We start from the raw sequence: 21,422 nt of genomic DNA on the forward strand, positions 1-21,422 counted from the left end.
CGAAGGACGTCAATGGCCTAGTCTATGGAGGCCGCAACCGGCAGTCAAAGATGGCCCTTCCTGATTATTAAGCGAAGCATCCCGAAACCAGTGAATCGACGAACGAAGGGTTTAGCATTGAGCGAGAGGGTGGCTCCGATTCACGGATGGGCATCTGACCACGAGTTGCAACGGAATAGACAAGCCGAAGCACCTTGCCACTTGGGTGCTTCCAAGTGGGATGTATAAAATAAAGGTTCTTTTAATATAAACACCTTCAACGATATTTAAGAAGGAAAACCAGGCGCTATTGTATTACACCACTATTCCTTTAATTTTGTGATATGGAGAAGAGGCTATGCAACCTATATAAGAAGCATCGGAATCCTACTAATCGGAACGTAACAGATGAAATTTACCTATAAGAATCAAAAGACCGCCGCTGAATGCAAACTTTTAGCACACGAAAAAGCATTTGACCGGGTATTTTACGGGAAGGATCGCAAAGATAAATTGCTGACGATTGCCTGGAATAAAGGTAAATCCCAAGTCGTACATATTGATGAAGTTCCGTACGAATTCCCGGCGCAGAGTCTCTTGTGTTTAATGGTTAACCAATCCTTTAATTTTGCTCAACCAAAAGATATCGTAGCCTGGCAGTTCAACCGCGACTTTTATTGTATTGAAGATCACGACAGGGAAGTGAGCTGCGTGGGTTTTTTGTTCTATGGTTCCAGCGAAACGATGTTCGTCAACTTAAACGAAGAACAGCAGCGCAAGATTGCCTTATTATTAAACATATTTGAAGAAGAGTTTGAAACCATCGATAATATACAAGAGGATATGTTACGGATGCTGCTAAAGCGTCTGATTATTATTGTGACCCGCCTTGCGAAAGACCAGTTTGTCGATAAGGCCGTAACGGATTCCAAACTGGATATCGTAAGGCAATATAATTTGTTAGTAGAGCATCATTATAAAACAGAACATCGGGTAAAATTTTATGCAGACCAACTCAACCGTTCGCCCAAAACATTGGCTAATTTTTTTGCACTTTATAACCACAAATCCCCTTTGGCCGTTATCCAGGAACGAATCTTTTTAGAAGCGAAACGGCTATTTATATACACCGATAAATCCGCTAAAGAAGTGGCTTATGAATTGGGTTTTGACGACGTGGCCTATTTCAGCAGTTTCTTTAAAAAAATGGCTTCCGTTGCCCCCACCGCATTTCGAAAAAACAAAGCAAGCCTGATTACAGACCAACCGGCTCCGTAAGCGCAACGTTCAAAGGAAGGTTACAACCACGGCCTTTTTGTTAATTTTTTCAGCTGATGGAACCTTCTCTTGTAAAGAGAAAGCTTAAATACCTTTAAGAATTAACACAAATGAAAAAAATTAAATGAAATGAGCTTGCAAATGCAATAAAACATTCACTCTTAACTTCTGTTTCTTTTTGTATCTTTCTATAAATTAAGTGAGGCAAAAGCGACTGTTAAAACAAGAGGCAGTCTGTGCCGATGACAGAGACATGGGTATTATAAATTAGCACGATATGAAATCAGGGATCGAAATTATCGAAAAAGACAAGGGACGGATCTTAGGCGTAGCAGGTGGCAATTACCGGATCATTGTACCGGGAGAAAAAACGGATAATCAATACGCAGTTATCGAAATGATTGTCCCACCCGGAGGCGGGCCACCGCCCCATTCGCATCCCGATACACACGAAACCTTTTATGTTTTGGAAGGAGAAGTTGAATTTCAGACCGAACAGGGGAAATCCATTGTTGGTACCGGAGGCTTTATAACCATCCCGCTCGGGGGAGCCATTCATTGCTTTACCAACACTTCCAGCTCGGTGGCCAAGCTACTTTGTACCGTCATGCCCGCCGGTTTGGAAAAAGTTTTCGAACTCGTCGGTGTTCCGGTGGGTAGCGGTGAATTTGCACCCATTCCGGAACTTACAGACGAACGTCGGGAACTTATGGCACGGATCGACAAGCAATACGGACAAAAGACATATCCCAAAGGGTATCTCGATTAAATTCGAGATATCCTAACTTACAAGGTTGCTAGCCGGTATTTCATTTCGCCCCCTTCCCTATCCAGTCCGCCACGGCATATAGACTTCTGATCGGTCTTCTTTTCCGATAGACCCCATCACCTTCCCTACTACCCGTATCATTGGTATTCCCTTCGACTGTAATCACCTCCCTTTCGCCCCATTCATCAATAAAACCACAATGCGCAATGCGTTTGAGCGAAGGGAAGTAGAGGCCGAACACACAGGCTGTTTTCGTTATTGGTTGTCCGTTATTAGTTGTTCGTGATCCCGTTGTAGGCACCCTCCCTCGTGGCCACACCAATTTATCATGAGGAAAGAGGCTGGCGGCCCAAGCAGTTTTTGGATTCTCCACGTCCGCTTGTTCGAGCACCCAGCAAACAAAAGCCGCACACCAGGCATAGCCTTTACCTAGGCCTGTATACGCTAGATAAGCTTCTACCTGTGGCCCATCGTTACGCCCCGTAGCCTCCCGTACCCCCAGTTGGCTATCGTAAACTTTCTTGACCCTTATACGAGTAGTTTCTATACGATTCTTTTCCAAAAGCAACGAATCTGTTGGACGAAATGAACTATTTCTCAAAAACACCTCCTTTTTCTTGGACGAAATAGAAATACTTGCATTACTGTTGTTATCCATCATAGCAGGAACTAAGAAGGATATCAGTGCTTTTATAATTAAAACGCTTAGTATCATTATTAAAGGGTTTACTTTCTTTTTCATTTTTAAAACGTTAAAATTGTTTTCAACTTTTTCTTGATAAAAACTTATTCCCCTTTTACCTTAGATGCAAAAGGGGCAAAACATCAAGACTGCACGTATTTCGCTAAAGATTTAGGGTTCACCCTCAATCCTGTGGAGCCGCGCCACACCACATGCCAATGCTTCGCTTCTTCACATGATTTTTTTGCCTAGGCTATCCTAAATCTTCTTAACGCTCACTCCGTGAGGCCGTCCTGCCCGACCCGCCAAAGCCCCGTTTGCATTAACGTTCCGAAGCAAACCCCACAATTCACAACCGGCAACTTTTCAAGCAAACAGAAAAGACCTTAATAAAATTCACTTTTTGCCATGATTTTAAATTTTAGTATATTTGATTATTATGACGACGATAACTGCTACACTTCATAATAGTAAAGATGTTAAGCTCTTACAAGAAGTACTCAACCGTTTTGGTATCCCATATACGGTAAATGAGGATACAGATGCATTCCCGTTTACCGAAGCCGATCTCAAAAGTTTCCGTGATACTCAACAAGCCTTTAAAGACGGTAAAACAACCGCTAAAGATTGGATTGAAGTTCAAAAAGAGCTAGACCGTGCGTTCCGTTAAATTACTAGAAAGAGCGGAAAAAGAGCTTTATGCCTCTATCGAATGGTATGAAGAACAACAAAAGGGCTTATCTAGCAAGTTCATTAAACGAATTGCAGCAACATTAAATTCAGTAAAGAGTTCACCCCTCATTTTTCCTATTAGGACTGGTGATGATATCCGTTTTGCACCAGTAAAAGTTTTCCCGTTCGTTATCATTTATTGGTTTGATCAACCTAGCGATGTTATTTACGTAATATCTATTTTCCATACCTCTAGGGCACCAAATTACCCTAGCAAATAACTGTCTAATAACACTTATCAACCTTAATGCCACGACTATTACCTTCACTCCTCAATGCCCACATCGGCAAACAACAACTAACAACGGGCAACTAACAACTAACAACCAACTCTCCTAAAGCAACGCCCCTAAAGCGATAACAAAAGCATACAGCAAAGCCAAAAAGAAACCCAGGTAAACACCAACCTTCTGCCAAGAGAGCAGTGATTTAAAGTTCCGTTCAAAATGTTCCGCTGCATATTCCCCTAAAAAGGGCCAATGCTGATGCAGTACCCAGAGGCAGAGCTGCACGAAGCTTAACACCGCCACTGCCGCCACCAGCACGGCACTCAACACGCCATAGTCAATAGGCGCCGCCGTGACATCCACTAAACGAATGAGTGGTTGATACGCGATGTAAGCTAGGATACTGGCTATTAGTAGTGTTATTAAAAGATATTTTCTGTAAATGATGATAAAATTTTCCATGATCGTTATTGGTTACTCGTTGTTCGTTATTGGTTGTTCGTCAAAAGCAAGGCGGCAATAGCCGCCTGCTCCATTCATCCCTACAATTCAACAATAGTTGAGGCCGTATTACCCGGCGTATTTACGAGCGTTATCGTAATAGCCGAACCCGTTAGCACCTCATTTGCCGCCGTTGCCGTATAAACCCACTCGGTGGCTGTTTCATCCGTAGCCACGGCCAGACCATCTTCGATCGCCACACCATTTCCATCCGCAATATCCACATGCACCTGCTTTACTTCCAATACATCTCGTACGCGAATGGTGATCATATCACCTATAGCGCCCATGTAAGCATCAACAAGTACCCTTCTAACTTCCGGATCTGTCAGGTAATCCTTAAAAGCCACATTATAGGCTGTTTGCCCAGGCTTCGCCTTTTGCTGGTAGCGATCCTTCAGCTCAGGATCGCTGATAGCGCGTTTGGCATAGAAAGCCGCGTCCGTAAAACGTTCCTGAACCGAAAGTTGATCGTCAGTCGGTACCCGATCCGGGTTGATCTTCGGTACACCTGCAATGATTGTACTCCCTGCCTTTTGGCGAAAAACAAGCATATCGCCAACTTTACCACTAGCTCCGCGCATTACCACATTATTTCTGGACTTTGCCATAACATAAAAATTTAAAGCGTTAAAAATTAAACCATTTGTGCAATCGTTTTTTTGGTACCAATCGCGTTCGATTACGGTTCAAAGGTTAACAAAATCCAATGTAAATCAATGGTTATCAGCAACCTGCAAATAGTTATGAAGAAAAATGAATCAAGTTGAAGCTTTATGAAGAAGAGATGTAACAAAAGCCCTGCTAACGATCGAAGTAATATCCCAGTACCATTCAGTACTAAAGAGGCCTTTTCCTATAATCTAGGTTGTGTGAAATCAGTGTGAACTTACTGTCAAACCAGTACGAGATCAGTATCATTTCTGTGTACGGGCAGTTCCAAATAGTGTCATTTTAGTAGCTTCCCAGTAGCGTTTAGTGTCAAAGTAAATATTTCAGTCCATGTTATCGTTCCTACAAAATTTATCACACACAACCGGTAACGCACAACGGACAACTCTATTGACAACTCAAAACTCACTACTCTTCTTAATCGCCTCAATCACTTCATGCTCTAAGTAAATGTCTTTCCCATCCAGCTTATAAGGTTTCAGGATTTTTTTCTTCTTTAGGTAGTATAATTTGGTATCCCCTATCTTGAGGAGTTGCTTGATATCCGCGTTATCGAGTATACGTATAGCAGGATTTCCTTTCATTAACACCGTTGATAAAGCCGGTCGTTCTAAGATCTGCTTTAACACAACCAGTAACTCGCGTGCAATATCAATCAATAGATCTAGCTTCTTAGGTATCATAGATTTTCAGGTTAACATGGGTCCATATAAGTCGTTCTGATTTCAAGGTTTGCGGGTTAACATGGGTCCATATAAGTCGTTCTGATTTCAAGGTTTGCGGGTTAAACGTGGTAATGGCGATGCATTTCGCCGGCGATAATCTGAATCGTCTGATATAATTCCTGCGTAGCCCCATTTCCGAAACCCAGCAACAGCGATTTGGTTTTTATTACCGGAGGCCCCACAAGCGAGCGTCTTGGAAGCATATTCAATTCCCTTATCTTATTTACAGGCACAAGGATTTCATAATCTTTCCTCGCCTTAATCCAGAAAGAAGTGCCACTTGCGGGTGGCGTTACCTCCACCCATGTCCCCAAAACTTTCGCACATTTTTCCACCAGCAACCTCATCTGCACCCGGAGATATTCAGTAACCGGCGCCGTAACACCAGCAAATATATTAGCTTCCAAAAGCCTGGCTGCCAGCACCTCATAAAGAAATCCGTACTCCACGTCACGGTCATCCCATTCTTTCAATAATGCAATAAAATCTGCTGCTGCCAGTACCACACGCAATTCGTTATACATCACTAACAGTTTACTATAGCTTCGAATGCTAACCACATGGTTCATAGGCTCCTGCGCCACATCAGCAAAGGTAAGCACATGTTCGTACATCATCTCATGATCTTCAAACTCCTCCACCAGAACCATATCCAACTGCGCCGTTAACAACAGCAAATCGTACATGGCTTGTTTTCTATCTTCACCTTCGCAAGCTCCGTAATCGCTTTGCAAATTAGTATACAATAAAGCGATATGTCGTCCTTGCAGCGAAGCTTTCTCACTCAAACGCCTCACCTCCGTAGCCCTTGCACCACAATTCGTTTGCGGCACCGTCCACACCTCCGCGCCGAGATCCGTAAAAAGCGTTTCGTTCAGCAGGGAGGGCCTTGTCATAATCACAATATCATCCGGCTGCAGCAACAAGCGCGCAATCAGGCGGATCGTATGTAAACGACCCGATAATAGCTTAAAATTTTCGGCACCATAGTATTTCCCTTCACGCATACTCACATTCTTCAATAAGACATCCCTTAACCTATTTGGAATGGCCGATAAGCCTATCCAGGTATCCAAGGGCTGCTGTATCAAACCCTGGGTTACCTGACTGATTTTCTTCATGCAGGGCTGCAGAAAAAAGAACGGATTCAGCTCCGCCGAACCCACGGCAATATATGGGCTAAGCTCTCTGACTTGCCGTCTTGACCCGACAGAAGGGCTAAAATATTTTCCGTAGATTTCTTCACTGTCCAACAGGGCTTGCGGTGTCACATAAGTACCTTGGCGCTGCCTTGTCATCAAAATCCCCCGTTCCGTTAAATTTCCCACAGCACGGTCAATTGTTTTAGGATTAACAGAAAATCGCCTAGCCAATTCCTTCCTATTCGGAATCTGCTCATTCCGCTTCAGCACGCCGGAACGGATGTCCCTGATTAAATTTTCGATGATTTTTCGCTTCTTTGATGTTGTCTGTTTCGTTGATAAAACTTTCTTCATGCTTGTTTGGTTGATAAAAATTTGCTCATGTATGTTTGTATGTAAATAGGGTTATGTCTGGGCCAAAACCTTTATAAAATTCAGTATTTAAGTAAATAATTTTTAGGTAATGCCGTTTAAACAATCCCCAGAAATTTCAGATAGGGATGCATTACCTCTTTGTTAAAAACAGGTGGCTCCAATTGAATATCGGCCAGCATTCGACGCGTATTGCTCCGGTCGTAATAATAGGTGTTCTCATAGGCCTCCACCAGACATTTACCCTCGTGCACATCTTCGGTAAACAAGCTCAGTAATGGGTAAATAGGCAATTCTGCTTGATGGCGCCATTGCTTAAGCCACTGATGATATTCCATTCCCGTCAACCCCAAATTGAAATACTCATTCATCTTAGCACAAAAATCCGTGAGCGATACATCATTCTCCGGCAAAGGCGAGAGATGAAAATTTTGCCCCACAGCCTCCGGTTTACGGCCAATGTGCACAATCGCTTTGCACATATAATCCACCGTGGTCAGCTCATCTTTGAGCCCCATTACCAGTGGGAAGGACTTCAGTTCAGCGCAGCTGCGCATGAGCGCACCCCACCATTGATTCTTCACCGTAGCACCACTGGTACCATGGCAAACCGCAAAGCCCAATCTAAAATTAATAATCGGTAAGCCCTTGCGCCTCGCCTTTTCAGCAATACTTTCCATTACCCATTTGCTTTTTATATAACCCAAATCACGGCATACAGCCGGTAAGTTCTGTTCAATCGGGTCGTCTTCGTACATCCAGGTTTTACCCGTAAACGGACGCCCCCAACTAAAAACACCCATCGATGACAGCAGTACCAAGTGTTTTACCCGACGCGTCACCGCCAAATGCAACATATGATGTAAACCATCAATATTCGGCTTTTTAATCAATTGATAGGGTTGCACATAACTCACCGAGCTACCCGAATGGTAAATCACATCAATACAATCCAACAAACCCTCGTACTCGTCCTTGGCAAGCCCTAAGCCAGCCCGTGCCAGATCCCCCACATGCGGCACCACCCGCTCTAAATCCCCCTCCTGCCAAGCTAAATTATATTTTTGGAAGGTTTCCTTTATTCTACCCCAAGCTGCCGGTAAATCAACCGCCCGCACCAGGCAATGAATCTTGGCCTGCGGATGATTCCTTAATAATTCGTCCAAGAGATGCGATCCCACAAAACCCGTTACGCCCGTTAGGAAAATGCGTTTCGGGCTGGCCAGCAACGCGGCATCCGGCAGCTCGGTAACCGTAAAATCAAAAGGCAGCTCACTATCGTTCAGCAGCTCTTGCTCTACCTGTAGCGCCCTTACTTTCTGCGAGATCTCCACCTCGCCCAAACGCCGTTCCACCTCTTCTACAAAAGATTGAATCGTAGTAAAGGTATAGAGCTCGGGCAGGGCAATCCGCGCCTGCACCATTTCAGGCAACTGCATATGGAGCTGCGCCAATAAGAGCGAATGCCCACCCAGGTCAAAAAAATCTGCATGCAGGGGTACATCTTCCAGCCCCAACAAATCCCTCCAGATCAACTGCACCTGTTCTGTCAGATTAGCGGTCTTCTGTATAGCTGTCCGCTTTCCGGAATCTTCCAATTCGGGCAATAACAATTGTTCTTTATCCACCTTACCCGCATGGTTCAACGGCAGGTTTTCAACCGTAACAATCTTGTCCGGCAACATGTAAGATGGCATCAGCTGCTGCAATTTAGCCCTGATATCACTAAAAGACGCTATACCTTCACCGGTAACGGGTTGCACGAAAGCCACCAAACGCGAAAGCCCCTTTTCAGGTTTATGCACCTTTACAGCTACTTTTGCCACTTGCGGTAACTGGGCCATACCATGCTCAATTTCTCCCAATTCAATGCGGTATCCCCGAATCTTTACCTGTTCATCTTCCCTCCCCGCATATTCCAACAGGCCATCCTGACGCCGTTTTGCACGATCACCGGTGCGATAAAAAAGTTCTTCCCCGGCCTCCCCATTCTTGCCGGGTATCCGAATAAAAGAAGCAGCCATTTCTTGCGGCCGATTTATATAACCCAAGGCCAATTGGGGCCCACTCACCAGCAATTCACCCACCTCATCAGCGGCCAGTTCCCTCCCTGCTCCATCCACTACGCGCAACACATTGCCGGGCAGTACCGTACCGATAATACGTGGATTAGGTTCTTCCATAAACGTATAATTACTTACCGCCACCGTTGCTTCCGTAGGCCCGTAACTATTAATCAGCCGAACCCGTTTATACCAGTTACGGATGGTATTTTCGGTAGCCGCCTCGCCGCCAATGGCAATAGTTCGCAGGCGCCCGACAGGCCGGTCACTCGGTAAAGACGCCAACACCGCGGGTGGCAAAAGCGGTAATATATCCACCTCATTCATTACGATAAAATCCAATAACGGTGCCCCCACTATCTTGTTATCCGGGTATAACAGCACCGTAGCGCCACGCGATAAAGGCACCCACATATCAATCACCGCAGCATCAAAACTCGGCGAAGCAAATTGCAGGGTTCTGCTACTGGTACTGATGCCCAAAACATCCGCTTGCCGACTCACAAAATGCCAGAGTGCAGCATGACTGATCATTACCCCTTTCGGTCTGCCGCTACTACCCGAAGTATAAATAATATAAGCACAGGCATTTGCCGATACATTTTCTTTTTGGTTTGCTGTTGGTAGCTTCGTGAGCTCAATATCCACCGGCAAACCATCGACGGCCAAGCTCACCCGGGCAAAGCCATCCACCTTATACCAATAATGTTTTTCCGTGAGCATTAAATCCACCCCTGCATCTTCTACCATCAGTTTAATCCTGCTCTCCGGAAATTGGCCATCGATGGGTAAATAAGGCGCCCCTGTTTTCATCACCGCCAAAAAAGCAATTACCCGCTGCGCCGACTGCCTAAGGCAAACCGCTACGCTGCTTTTTTGGCTGACACCGATACCCCGCAGGTAGTACGCCAACTGGTTGGCCTGCTCATTTAACATGCGGTAGGTATAAGATGTGCCCTGATCAATGAGCGCCACCTTATCGGGCAATAATGCTGCAATCGTTTCAATTGCGTGTAGAAGGTTTTCGAAATCTTGTCTGCCAGCATCATCGAAGAGATGTTGATGCCGTTGAATAGGTTTTTGTGTTTGCATCATATCTGATTTAAGTTTCAGCAATTTTATAATTGTCTGTCACCCACCCAAAAATATTACACAAAAAGGCCTTTAGCGAGGACAGAAATTATGTTTAAGTTTTAATTGGCCGGAAAATTATATTTTTTGATTGCTAAATAAAAGACAAAAGTGCCTGCCCCCTATAAATAGTAGGGTCTAACCCCATACTTTTATTCCTTTTTATAGTGATTTTTTCTATGAAAGATTTAATGCGGTATCCGTTAACATTTTCTACTCCCATTAAATAGCAGTATCTAACCCCTAGCAAAATACTGTTATATGCACGAGCTTTGGCGCTTCGTATGGAGCCATTTCTTTTTTATATCGCACAGTATGTAAGGCTAAGTGAAGCCGAAAAGGAATTTATACGCGCCCATGCCAAACTGCGTCATTTCAGAAAAAGCGATTATTACCTTCGTCGCGGCGAAAGTAAACCCCGATGGTGTTTTGTCTTATCCGGCTTGGTGGCCGGCAGCAATACCGATCTATACGGCAAAGAATATATTCATTGGATCAGTGCCCAGCATGATTATTTTACCGGTACCAAACACCCTTTTAGTTCCCATTCGGCAGACCTGGACATCTACTTTTTGCAGGCCGGCACCGTGGTGGAGTTGCCGCTCCTAGACCTTCGCGAAAAGCAACAGCAACACCGTGCTTTCAGCGAATTTCTCCATTTGTTAAAACAGCGCAAATTAGAAAACTACCGTCGGCACCTCCAGCTCATGCATTTACCCCGCGAAGATCGTTATGCTGCCATGGCCCATCTTTTCCCTCAATTAATACAACAATTGCCTGTTAAGAGTATACAGGCTTTTCTCGGAATTCGTGCATCCACCTACTATTTATCCATGAAAAAATATCTGCGGAAGCATCACTAAAACACCCTTGTCGTCAAATTTTATACCCTTCCCTACAAAAATATTCAGAGATATAAAATACCATTATCGGCGTTTTTTCGCGGCTTGGTCGCTATAAATTTGCTTTTAATGGAAACGAGGAGTAGCGGAGCCAGACCGTAGGCAAAGTTCCATTACCGTCCGGCTGCCGATCAAAAAGATTAGTGCAGGGCATCGGCAGCCCGCCGGTTAAAAAGAAAGGAGAAGCAAAAAATGAAAACGCAAAACTTATTTAGCATTATTCTGATCATTGTACTCGCTATATCGGCAACAATAAAAATCATTCACCACGAACGAACGGTTTCGGATATGATGATGCAGGTTTTTCCCATTAGCTGGGCGAAATATTTAGCGTGGGCACAACCAACATTTCAATTACTATTGTCACTGGCACTCGTTAGTCATCGCTATAACCGTACAGGGTTGGCGGCATGTTCCGTTTACTTCGTCTTGTTGGTAATTTACTCAGCAAGCGTATTATCCGGTTTCTATCAACACCAACCTTGTTCGTGTATTGGGCTTTTTAAGGGGCTAAATTGGGTAGAAAACCTCGGTTTGCACAGCGCCACCTTTTTAATAGCCATATTCGGACTATATCATCGTCAAGCAACTGTTTTTTTGAAATCCATTTTCACCAAAAAAGAAAGGAGGTTGAAGAAAAGAACTGCTTAAAAAAGAAGCGCAAAGGCTAACGCTTCCCAACGAACAAGGCGCTGCTATGGTGGCCTCGAGGACCTGATCAGCCAATTATATAACTAAAAATAACAAAATGAAAAAACTTTTCATCATCCGATTGGCGGTACTAGGTACTGCCATCGTAACCGCTTCCGCTTTTACAAAGCCAGAAGCAAAACCTGTTAAAAATAGCAGGGCATTAGAATGGTTCGTATATACTCCTGGAGAAGGGGGCCAAACCAATCCCGCAAATTACAGCAAGGACGATGTGCCTCCAAGCTGTAATGGAATGCAGGAGCTTTGTGCTATTCAGGCACTGGAAGACGGCGATAGCGGTAGACCGATCGCTACCGGATCGGATAGTGCGGAGAATCCTACGAATCAAGTCTTCCATCAATAAGCCTTTCAACTATTAAATGGCTGGTAAGGGGTGTATCTTCAGAAGATACACCCCTCTCTTATTTATTATCTTCGATACCTCCAAGGTCAATTACTTTTCGAGGAATCTCAAAGAGATAATCTTCTTCCATATTCAATGTAAAATTTCTTCCTGCCACCGTTCGCATTATATTTACATTCCAACCTGGCTCAAACAGGAGACGCTTCCGGTCTGCCCAACGGATATTCCGGAATGGGAGTTCCTTTCGGCGCTCTATTAAAATTGTTTCCAGCGCCTCTTTTGGATCCCTGATCATCAGTGGCTCAAAAGTGCCTTGCACATAGCGACGACCTAACAAGTGGTTCAACCAATTCATCCCCTTCTCAAACTGCCCGGTACGGATAGCACATTCTGCCGCCAATAAATAAAGCTCATTATTGCTAATACCCCCAAACTGTGCATTCAGGCCTCCACCTACATAACTTCCTTTAAACTCGATATCCGCTTCATCTTTATAGTTAAAAAACAATTCTTTACGGAGATCATTTGCCGTATACAAACGATATAAATCCAGCGAAGCAGCAACATTTGGGTAGATCACCCCAGTGATATTGATCAAACTCGCATGAAATAATACTTCTTCATTAAAACGTTCAAACGGATTCGTATTGATGTCAGTTATCTCATTATAGTCCATCAATGCGCCATCCAATTGCAGTGCCGTTTCCACGGCCGCGGAAGCTTCCGCAAAACGGTTCATCAACAGGTAAACTTTCGCCAACATAGCAAATGCCGCACCCTTGTTAGGTCTAGTCTTATAGATTTGCGAAACATTCAACAATGCTGCCGCCTCTTCAAAATCTCGCCTTAGCTGCTCATAACAAGCTGCTACCGTGGCACGCTGCGAAGCATCCCCAATGCTCGCTGTCGGTCGCAACACAATGCCAAGATCTGTATTAGCCGTTTGAGGGTTATACGCTTTTGCGAATTGCTGGAGCAACTGGTAGTAAGCAAAGGCGCGGAAAAACAGGGCCTGCCCCCTCATATTCGTCTTTTCAGAAGCTGGTCTCAGCGCATTATTACCCGCATCCAAGCTTTCCAGCGCAAGGTTAGCGTAAAATACCGTTACATAAGGCAAAGACCAATCATTGTTATCGCTGGCGTTATACAAATCCGTTTCCCATATATACGCATTGGCAGATACTATAGAGCGCTGGTATAAATTCTGCCAAGTTTCGTCCGAAATCTGCACATCATCTGAAGCCAGCAAGTTAGCCGCAGGATACTGCGTATTCATCACGGTGGTATTGTCCAACAAAAGTTGTACAGCTTCCAAATTGTCGGAAAGCAAAGTTAATGCCTCATCCGGCTTGGCTTCCAAATATTTCTTGCAACCCACGCACGCGCAGCAAAGGCATACCAAAATTAAATATGTCAAGTTTCTCATATCACCATTGTTAAAGGTTTGCTTTTAATCCAATTGAAAATATACGTGGTTGCAGTGCCGCAGCTGAAACCGCATCCGGGTCTAAGCCTGCTTTGTTGGCACGCCATAAGATGCCGACATTTCGCATGTTCATATAGACATCTAATGCTTGTAAAGCAATTTTATTCAGCCACTTTTTTGGCAAGCTGTAAATTAGTTGAACATCTTGCAGACGGATATTATCCCCTTTTTCAACCAGTATCGCCGCATTCTCATAAAAAGCGTCGCGACTACTGTTAACAGGGTAAACCATAGATGGGATAGCCGTGCGTAGTTCATCCCCAGGTTGCATCCAGCGACTTGCGAAATCTTCATGTCCAACCCAGTTGTTAAATAAACTACTGTAATGGATAGAACTTCGCTTAAAATAATAATGAAAACGATATGCTACATTTAGATAGAGCGAAAAAGCTCCATATCGGAAGGTATTACCAACCGCACCAAACTCCGTAGGTAAGGCAGGTCCGTGATATTCCAGATCGTTCAGTTTAGAACTATACAGTAAGGCAACGTAATCCGTGGACACCTCTCCGTTTACCAACCCCTGAGGATCACCCGTTTCTGCGTTCAATCCCGCCCAACGGTAAGTCATTACATTATACACCGGCTTTCCCTCCAAAGGGCGAATGGCTAATCCTGAATTCACATAGCTATTCCCACTTGCATTGAGGTTGTTGTAGTATTTTGTTAGTTTATTCGTGTTGTGACTGTATAGAAGGGCCAATTGCCATTGCATGCCCCCATCCAATAACTTAATATTGGCTTGCAGATCCAGTCCTTTCGTGCGCATGTTTGCCACATTTCGGTTTACGCTGCCCGATGGAATACCCACCGTAGGATCAATGGGCTGTGCCCCGATCAAATCCTGCGCATCTTTTACATAATATTCCAAAGAACCGTTAATCCTATGGTTAAACAAATCGAAATCGGCACCTAGGTTAACTACCCTCACTTTTTCCCAGCGTAAATCAGCGTTCGGATAAGTGCTTACTACCCCATAGGGAATGTTATTCAGATTTGTCACAATCCCTGCGGGCATACTTCTTCTCACCGTTGCCAAAGCTGTCAAGGATCTCGACAAATTACCATTAAATCCATAGGTGGCGCGGAGCTTCAGATAATCCAACCAATGGGTTTGCATAAAATCCTCTTGACTCAAATTCCAGCCAAGCCCTGCCGACCATAACGGAATCGCTTTCTGATTGCTGTTCACTCCAAAGTAGTTCGAAGCGTCCTTACGCGCACTCGCTGTCAAGGTATAGCGATTTTTAAACGCGTATGCCATATTCAAATAATAAGATACAAAACGATTGGTTTGCTGGCCGAACGACTGCACGGCCGGTATATTATTACGCACATTCGGATTATAATATTGACTAAAGGCCGTCACATAATCCACCAATTGACTAAGCTGGCCTGATTGCTGATAACCATATACACGATTACCAGAATTGGTTGTCAACAATTCACGAATCTCTCCTCCAAATAAACCGTTTAATTGATGCTCATTCCAATTATGGTTAAATTTCACCTGTCCTCTAACCGTATGCGATTGCAACAATTCAGCGCGTAGCTCGCGGATACCCCCATTTGCGGGTATCGGAAATGTCAAACTTTCATCCGATCGTTGCGCAAATGAATTTACCAAGTTGCGTGTAAAATAAGCTTCCTCCGAATAAAGTTCGTCACTCCTACCCTCGTTCCGCCCATATTGGTACTGCAGCTCCGCTGTAAACATATCAGTTAAGCGGTAATTAAAATTCATTCCCAGCAAAAGTTGATTGTCGTTCACTTTCAATTGCCTTTCATCGCCATCCAACAGTGGCACATAGCTCCAGTCCTTTACCCCCTCTGCTAATGCCTGGTTTTTAAAACTGCTCCGACGATCCCGTTCTATTGCCAACGGATTACCTTGATCATCCACTAAACGCGCGTAAGGATAGAGCGCCAATGTAGACGATGGTTTAACCGCATCAACCGCAGGTCTCCCCTCTCCGCTTACCTGATAAGTCCAGCTAATAGTAGGATTTACCGTAAAGCGGCCCGTCACTTTAAACGTCTGATCAGCCCGTAAACTAAACCTTTCATAGCGGGAACTCAGCGCGTCCACGCTGTTATCATATCCTAATGAATAATAATAGGTATGCTTTTCCGATCCACCTCTCATATTCAACGCATACTGTTGATTAATCGGTGTATGATACCAGTGCTTGTTAAAATCCCTCCTAACGTCGTAAGTTTTCAGCTTTTCCAGTTGTTCGTTAAGTTCATTATCAAGCAGTTTACCATCTCTGTTCAAAATCATCAGCTCTACAGCTGGCGTTAGCGGTGCTTTATTACGGTCCATCTCCATGGCATTATAAAAGCCGTTTGAAAAAAGAAAACGTTCTACCTCAACAAAATCAGCCGAAGAGATTTTACGATCGTAAAACAGATCAGGTTTCTCGCTTACGCTTACGTTTGAATTAAAAGCAATCTGCTGCCGTTGCCCAACTGAACCCTTTTTAGTGCTGATTACGATTACACCATTCGCTGCCCGTACTCCCCAAATAGATGCAGCGGAAGCATCTTTCAAAATCGTAATACTCTCCACGTCATTCGGATTGATCTGATTAATATCCCCTTCGAACGGAAAGCCATCTAACACCAACAGCGGCTGTGCACCACCATACACCGTACTCAAGCCGCGAATACTAATATTCGGTCTGCCTCCTAAGCGTTCATCAAAAGACACACTGTTTGCCTGACCTTTTAGACGGCTTAAAATATCCGTACTGACATTGCGGTTCAAATCCTCGTTCGAAAGTTTCGTAAACGACCCTGTTGCCCTTTCTTTAGGCAATTCATAATATCCAGTGGAAATATTCACCTCTTCCAACTGATTTGCCTTCGGTTCCATGACGACGGTCCATTCCGTTGATTTACCATTTACAGGCAGTCTTTTTACGTAATAGCCAACTGTTGATATGTACAATGTATCCATATCACTGTTGATTTCGATACTAAATCTGCCGTTAACATCGCTTGTGCTGATCTGCTTTGAGCCCACAGCTCTAATTGTGCTACCGGGAAGCGGTAATTGGTTGTCCTTTGCAATAACTACCCCTCGTATCATGACCTGCGCCATCGAGGGAGCTGCCAATAATAACAGCACTATAAAAATTATACTCTTCTTCATTTCGGAATTAGGTTGGATTAGGGATTCGTTGATTTCTTGCTTATGATTAGCATCTTTATCGGACGCTGTTCTTCTTCTAGCACCAAATGATGCTTCGCAAGCGATTTATTGATCTTTTCCAGATCACGAACTTCATCGCTATCAAAGCTTATATCCACTTGGTAATCGATACCGGTTTCATCCAGCACCGGTTTAAAGTCTAGCAACTTGTTCAAGTAATCAACAAAAAAATACGGCACCCGCCCACTTAAGGTTTTTATAGCTGTAGATGTATCCGAAAGATTATTAAACCCTGAAACTACGTCAGAACGATCGGGTCTTCCGTCCTTGCACCTCAGCACAAGGCAATTTACTTCCCTTTGTTCAACAGTAGCTTGGAAGCCGAAATAGCGTTCCATATCTCGGAGCAAAAAAGTTTTTGCCCTTGCTTTGAGACGTATCGGCACAATCAACTCGTAACAATAACTATTTTTTCTTATTTCCGCTTCACTCTTGCCTGACATCCATAAGGTTTCGTCCGAAAATCCATCATCGAAAGATATCCGGTTTCGATACCAAGATACAGGGAGGTTTAATCCCCATTTGAAAATTGATAATAGCGGAACGTTAATGGCATAAAGTCGAAATTTCGAGCTGTCGGTAGTTTGGCCTAGGCGCGACTGATATCCATTCCGATAGGTGGACAGGTTGGCATTATACAGATAAGAAAAATCATCGTCCGGTTTCTTAACGAGGAGAGGCTTGTTATAATCAACATCTAATATATCCTCCTTAACAGAGGTAAAAGAAGGCGCTTTTCCATCCACCAATAGTTGAAGACGCTCTGTATTCAGTTCTTCAGAAGACGTGGCAGCCAAAAATGTTCCGTCAGCACCAATCCAAACTATATGTGGCACCAAACGATACGGAAAATAACTTGTAAGCGCAGATGCATCTGTTATCAGTTGAAGATTTAAGTCAATAAGTTCTTGTCTCCTGGCAAAGAATGCCTTTACCGTCACTTCATCCTGTGCTGTAACTGATAAAAGGGTTAGGTCTTTTTGGTATTTTTTAATTAAGCCACCCACTTTCGGCATTTCTTTAATACAGCCACCGCACCAAGTAGCCCAAAAATCCAGTATAATAAGTTTGCCCTTATAGTCGCTCAGTTTTACCGTAGTACTTCCCTCTTGCCCTGCTTTTACCATTTGGAAAGGCAAATTCCACAGCGCTTCCGGAATACTATCCCCTATTTTCAATGGCTTAATAGAATCTGTGGATAAAGCCACGCCGTGGGCAGCCTCCGGGGAGGAGGACTGCCGGGCGTGTGCCAAACAAACACAGAACAAGATCTTTAAGGTTATAAGGTATAAGCTATAGGGTTTAAGGGTGTGCGAGGCCCGCTTACACAACAAGCCAAAAAACCTATCTCTCGAAGGTATAGCACCTTGCGTTAAAGCAGATGCATTTCGCCCAAATTTCTTTGCATTTCGCCATATTTTTTTTGCATTTCGCTCACCGTTAAATGCATTTCGCCCTCTATTGACTGCTTTTGGCATAGCATTCGTTGCATCTCGCCTACCTCCCTCTGCATACCACCTCGATTTACCGAACCATCCACAGCAAGATCTCGAAGGAACATGTGCTCGACAGCGAATAACTGGCCTCCAAAACTTCGGGTAGTAGAAGCTAAGTAACTGCACTACCTTTGAAAGAAGGTTTGCAGCCAGGAGTTTTTGGGTACCTTTTTGCGGAAAAAAGGTACAAAAAGAAAATTCGTCCCTATTAATGGTCGTTCGTCCCAGAACAGCACTACAAACAGGTCGTTGGTCCCTAATTTCTGCAGTTCGTCCCACATTCACTGCAATTGGTATATAAGTTGTTACGCTACACTTTTCAATAAATGCCGTTCGCGCCAGTTTTCCTACCTTTCGGGTCGCTTTTGCTGCATTTCGCGCCATAAAAGATGCAGGTTGTCTATCATTTGATGCACCAGCCAAACCACGTCGTTTGTCCCTGCTAACGGTTGTTCGTCCCAAAACAGTACTACAAATAGGTTGTTCGTCCCTGAATATTGCAGTTCGTCCCAACAAATACTGGAAAGCACAGAACAAAGTGGTTGAAAGCGAAAAGCATAAAGATGCATTTTGACCCCGCCAAATTGCATTTTGCCCCTCCGTACCTGCATTTCGCCCTCTATTGACTGCTTTTGGCATAGCATTCGTTGCATCCCGCCATTGAGCAATTGCATCTCGCCTAAATTTCTTTGCATTTCGCCATAATTTACCTGCATTTCGCCCCCCGTTGACTGAATTTGGCATAGCATTCGCTGCATCTCGCCTTTTGTCGAATGCAGGTCGCACCCATTTTCCTACCAGTTGCGCTAGCTTTCCTGTAATCTGAGGTGCTTTTTCTGCAGGTTGCGTATCATTTGATGCACTAGCCCAAAAACGTCGTTTGTCCCTGCTAACGGTCGTTCGTCCCAGAACAGTAGTACAAATAGGTAGTTCGTCCCTGAATATTGCATTTCGTCCCAGCGTTAATTTGACGCTTTTTCCAAAAATGATACAGAAAGGTCTCAAAGGAACATCTGCTCGACAGCTAATAACTGGCCTACAAAAGTTTTTATCGTTGTGTTTATTTTCAATGGAGATAAAGCTATTCCGATAAACCGGAATCGTCGGGTAGCAGAAGCTAAGTAACTGCACTACCTTTGAAAGAAGGTTTGCAGCCAGGAGGTTATGAAGATGTGTCTGCTTTAATAGGCCTTCATGAGCTCGGAGCATAGCTCCTCGGTTTGGGGTACCTTTTTGCGGTGACCTCGAGCCTGGTGGCGAGAAGCTTGAATGCTTTGAAAAATAGAAGAATGATGAAAAAAAGGTACAAGGAATATTCATCACTAATAATTCACACTCCTGCCTACCGCAGGCAGGCATCATTAGGGACTGCTTTCGCGCGCCGGCACCAAACCTCTTAATCAAACAATTTCTACATAATTTAAAAACCGTTGAATTTTTAATAAAACGTGCAAATGTGAGCAAAATCATTTGGCACGTATGCCTATAAAGCCTATATTTGAGACATAGGTATCCCCTATGAACGTAAACCGTCATTTTTTTAAATTAGATTTAGGTGTTTTTTGTTAAAAGATTTTAGATATAATCCACCCTTTTGGGCTATATAAATAGCTCATCAAGTCGAAAATAAGAATAGGATTTACGAGATTAGGTTGGTGCAGTAATAATTAGAATTATTGGATTTTGAAGCGGTTTTGCAAGCGCGCGAGGTGCTTGGCAAGAATAGCTTGCGGGATTTTTAGTTGGTTGGTTGTCGGTCTTCGTTTTCATAATGTTTGGTTATGATAAACGATGCACTCGGAAAGAAGTGAGTCTTACGTGCTTAGGTCATAAGGCCAGTAGGCACCTCGTCCCTTTTGTTCGTGGTTCCGCCAGAAACCTCCCATCATCCAAAGAGTCAGGGTTGCCCCAAAAGTGAACGAGGTAGCCATACTGGAATATATCACGAAGATAAAAAATTCCAGTAAAAGGCAAACACCTCGGTCAACTCGTGGCAATCTGGCGGATTTCGAACGAGTAAACATCGTTATGAGTAGCGGCTTATTCCCCACTCATTAATGTGTCGCTTTATTAACTAATGCAAATATACATGTTTGACGTTTAACGTCAAACTTTTTTACAGAAATATTTTAAGTGTTTCTAACATTATATATCTCCATGGCGAAAATCAACAGATTAGATGAAATTCTTGATGAAACAAAGGTGTCAAATAGAAAAATAGCCAAATTAGTGAATAAGTCAGAAGCAACGATTTCTCGCTGGCGAAATAACCATAGACAGCCTCCCTTAGAAGATTTAGAAGAAATATCCAAATTCTTAAGAATCGATAGACGCCAATTCCTTCACGAAAGTGAGTGGTCTGATGACAATGAAAATAAAAAAACGGAATAGAAGCATATAGATTTTCTAAAGCTTTTTGGACAAAGCCAATAATATTTGAAACGAAAATATTATAGTCCCAATATAAAACAAAGAACATGGCGCTACTAAACTTCATAGACTTGAGTTCTCGGCAAATATTTTTTGTGTTGCCATTGGTTATTGCATGTGTCTACACCGTATACAACTGCATTACTAATCCAAATCTAACTAGCAAAGAACGCCTAATCTGGCTACTAGCTATCTTACTTTTTCCTGTAGTGGGATGTGTGTTTTATTTATTCTTAAACAAAGACCGCCGTGCCCCACGGAAAGTGATGAGGAAATGATAATCGTTCATTAAACCTAAACCAATGACCAAAACTAAATCAAACGAAAGCTTAATCATCCCTGAAGAAGTAGTGATGAATCAGATATATTACATTCGGGATCAGAAGGTAATGTTGGATAGAGATTTAGCGGAGCTATACGGTGTAGAAACCCGCGTACTTAAACAAGCTGTTAGAAGAAATATTGATAGATTCCCTGAGGAATTTATGTTTGAGATGACCAAGAAGAATTTTTCTAATTGGAGATCAGAAATTGTGATCTCCAATTCCGATAAATAAGGAATGT

21 protein-coding genes are annotated in these 21,422 nt (G+C 43.5%); 11 read left to right on the forward strand and 10 right to left on the reverse strand.

Annotated elements, in window-relative coordinates:
• Positions 1 to 24: 24 nt before the first annotated feature.
• The 3 genes from RYH73_RS01200 to RYH73_RS01210 all read left to right on the forward strand — a co-directional run bounded on the left by RYH73_RS01200 (position 25) and on the right by RYH73_RS01210 (position 2,026).
• Positions 25 to 228, forward strand: a complete 204-nt coding sequence (locus RYH73_RS01200) for a hypothetical protein (protein ID WP_335311422.1) — start codon at positions 25 to 27, stop codon at positions 226 to 228.
• A 159-nt stretch (positions 229 to 387) separates the two neighbouring features.
• On the forward strand, positions 388 to 1,257 hold the full coding sequence (locus RYH73_RS01205) for a helix-turn-helix domain-containing protein (protein WP_335311423.1): 870 nt from the start codon (positions 388 to 390) through the stop codon (positions 1,255 to 1,257).
• Positions 1,258 to 1,534: 277 nt separating this feature from the next.
• Positions 1,535 to 2,026 (forward strand): cupin domain-containing protein, encoded by a 492-nt coding sequence (locus RYH73_RS01210; protein WP_335311424.1) that lies wholly within the window; start codon positions 1,535 to 1,537, stop codon positions 2,024 to 2,026.
• Between the two features lie 40 nt (positions 2,027 to 2,066).
• Here RYH73_RS01210 and RYH73_RS01215 read toward each other — a convergent pair whose 3' ends face one another.
• The gene (locus RYH73_RS01215; RefSeq protein WP_335311425.1) at positions 2,067 to 2,768 is read right to left on the reverse strand and encodes a hypothetical protein; all 702 of its coding nucleotides are present in this window, start codon (positions 2,766 to 2,768) and stop codon (positions 2,067 to 2,069) included.
• A gap of 379 nt (positions 2,769 to 3,147) precedes the next feature.
• Between RYH73_RS01215 and RYH73_RS01220 the strand changes: the two genes are divergently transcribed.
• Positions 3,148 to 3,378, forward strand: a complete 231-nt coding sequence (locus RYH73_RS01220; RefSeq protein WP_130855010.1) for a hypothetical protein — start codon at positions 3,148 to 3,150, stop codon at positions 3,376 to 3,378.
• Positions 3,365 to 3,661, forward strand: a complete 297-nt coding sequence (locus RYH73_RS26640; protein ID WP_130855009.1) for a type II toxin-antitoxin system RelE/ParE family toxin — start codon at positions 3,365 to 3,367, stop codon at positions 3,659 to 3,661. Before RYH73_RS01220 ends, RYH73_RS26640 begins: the two co-directional genes overlap by 14 nt.
• A gap of 114 nt (positions 3,662 to 3,775) precedes the next feature.
• On the opposite strand, the gene RYH73_RS01225 is transcribed toward RYH73_RS26640, so the two are convergent.
• The 5 genes from RYH73_RS01225 to RYH73_RS01245 all read right to left on the reverse strand — a co-directional run bounded on the left by RYH73_RS01225 (position 3,776) and on the right by RYH73_RS01245 (position 10,237).
• Entirely contained in the window at positions 3,776 to 4,129 is a 354-nt protein-coding gene (locus RYH73_RS01225) for a hypothetical protein (RefSeq protein WP_335311426.1), read from the reverse strand.
• Between the two features lie 80 nt (positions 4,130 to 4,209).
• Positions 4,210 to 4,779: a hypothetical protein gene (locus tag RYH73_RS01230; RefSeq protein ID WP_335311427.1), complete on the reverse strand. Its 570-nt coding sequence runs from the start codon at positions 4,777 to 4,779 to the stop codon at positions 4,210 to 4,212.
• 459 nt (positions 4,780 to 5,238) lie between these two features.
• On the reverse strand, positions 5,239 to 5,523 hold the full coding sequence (locus RYH73_RS01235; protein WP_335311428.1) for a hypothetical protein: 285 nt from the start codon (positions 5,521 to 5,523) through the stop codon (positions 5,239 to 5,241).
• Positions 5,524 to 5,624: 101 nt separating this feature from the next.
• Positions 5,625 to 7,061 carry a GntR family transcriptional regulator gene (locus RYH73_RS01240; RefSeq protein ID WP_335311429.1) on the reverse strand — a complete coding sequence of 479 codons (1,437 nt, stop codon included), beginning with the start codon at positions 7,059 to 7,061 and terminating at the stop codon, positions 5,625 to 5,627.
• 116 nt (positions 7,062 to 7,177) lie between these two features.
• Entirely contained in the window at positions 7,178 to 10,237 is a 3,060-nt protein-coding gene (locus RYH73_RS01245; RefSeq protein ID WP_335311430.1) for an amino acid adenylation domain-containing protein, read from the reverse strand.
• Between the two features lie 320 nt (positions 10,238 to 10,557).
• Between RYH73_RS01245 and RYH73_RS01250 the strand changes: the two genes are divergently transcribed.
• The 3 genes from RYH73_RS01250 (at position 10,558) to RYH73_RS01260 (ending at position 12,229) form a co-directional block, all read left to right on the forward strand.
• Positions 10,558 to 11,136: a Crp/Fnr family transcriptional regulator gene (locus RYH73_RS01250; protein ID WP_335311431.1), complete on the forward strand. Its 579-nt coding sequence runs from the start codon at positions 10,558 to 10,560 to the stop codon at positions 11,134 to 11,136.
• Between the two features lie 231 nt (positions 11,137 to 11,367).
• On the forward strand, positions 11,368 to 11,826 hold the full coding sequence (locus RYH73_RS01255; RefSeq protein WP_335311432.1) for a MauE/DoxX family redox-associated membrane protein: 459 nt from the start codon (positions 11,368 to 11,370) through the stop codon (positions 11,824 to 11,826).
• A gap of 97 nt (positions 11,827 to 11,923) precedes the next feature.
• Complete coding sequence (locus tag RYH73_RS01260; protein WP_335311433.1) at positions 11,924 to 12,229, forward strand: hypothetical protein; 306 nt, start codon at positions 11,924 to 11,926, stop codon at positions 12,227 to 12,229.
• A gap of 58 nt (positions 12,230 to 12,287) precedes the next feature.
• Here the strand turns inward: RYH73_RS01260 and RYH73_RS01265 are convergent, their stop codons facing one another.
• The 4 genes from RYH73_RS01265 to RYH73_RS01280 form a co-directional block, all read right to left on the reverse strand.
• Positions 12,288 to 13,655 (reverse strand): RagB/SusD family nutrient uptake outer membrane protein, encoded by a 1,368-nt coding sequence (locus tag RYH73_RS01265; RefSeq protein ID WP_335311434.1) that lies wholly within the window; start codon positions 13,653 to 13,655, stop codon positions 12,288 to 12,290.
• A gap of 10 nt (positions 13,656 to 13,665) precedes the next feature.
• Positions 13,666 to 16,872, reverse strand: a complete 3,207-nt coding sequence (locus tag RYH73_RS01270) for a SusC/RagA family TonB-linked outer membrane protein (protein WP_335311435.1) — start codon at positions 16,870 to 16,872, stop codon at positions 13,666 to 13,668.
• Between the two features lie 17 nt (positions 16,873 to 16,889).
• Positions 16,890 to 19,637, reverse strand: a complete 2,748-nt coding sequence (locus RYH73_RS01275; RefSeq protein WP_335311436.1) for a TlpA family protein disulfide reductase — start codon at positions 19,635 to 19,637, stop codon at positions 16,890 to 16,892.
• A 605-nt stretch (positions 19,638 to 20,242) separates the two neighbouring features.
• A complete protein-coding gene (locus RYH73_RS01280; protein WP_335311437.1) occupies positions 20,243 to 20,452 on the reverse strand; it encodes a hypothetical protein in 210 nt (69 codons plus the stop codon).
• Positions 20,453 to 20,585: 133 nt separating this feature from the next.
• On the opposite strand from RYH73_RS01280, the gene RYH73_RS01285 reads away from it, so the two are divergent.
• The 3 genes from RYH73_RS01285 (at position 20,586) to RYH73_RS01290 (ending at position 21,415) form a co-directional block, all read left to right on the forward strand.
• A complete protein-coding gene (locus RYH73_RS01285) occupies positions 20,586 to 20,819 on the forward strand; it encodes a helix-turn-helix domain-containing protein (RefSeq protein WP_335311438.1) in 234 nt (77 codons plus the stop codon).
• An 86-nt stretch (positions 20,820 to 20,905) separates the two neighbouring features.
• Entirely contained in the window at positions 20,906 to 21,136 is a 231-nt protein-coding gene (locus tag RYH73_RS26645; RefSeq protein WP_442946049.1) for a PLDc N-terminal domain-containing protein, read from the forward strand.
• 24 nt (positions 21,137 to 21,160) lie between these two features.
• Positions 21,161 to 21,415: an ORF6N domain-containing protein gene (locus RYH73_RS01290; protein WP_335311439.1), complete on the forward strand. Its 255-nt coding sequence runs from the start codon at positions 21,161 to 21,163 to the stop codon at positions 21,413 to 21,415.
• Positions 21,416 to 21,422: the final 7 nt, after the last annotated feature.

This window comes from Olivibacter sp. CPCC 100613 (genome assembly GCF_036959255.1).
Lineage (GTDB): Bacteria > Bacteroidota > Bacteroidia > Sphingobacteriales > Sphingobacteriaceae > Olivibacter.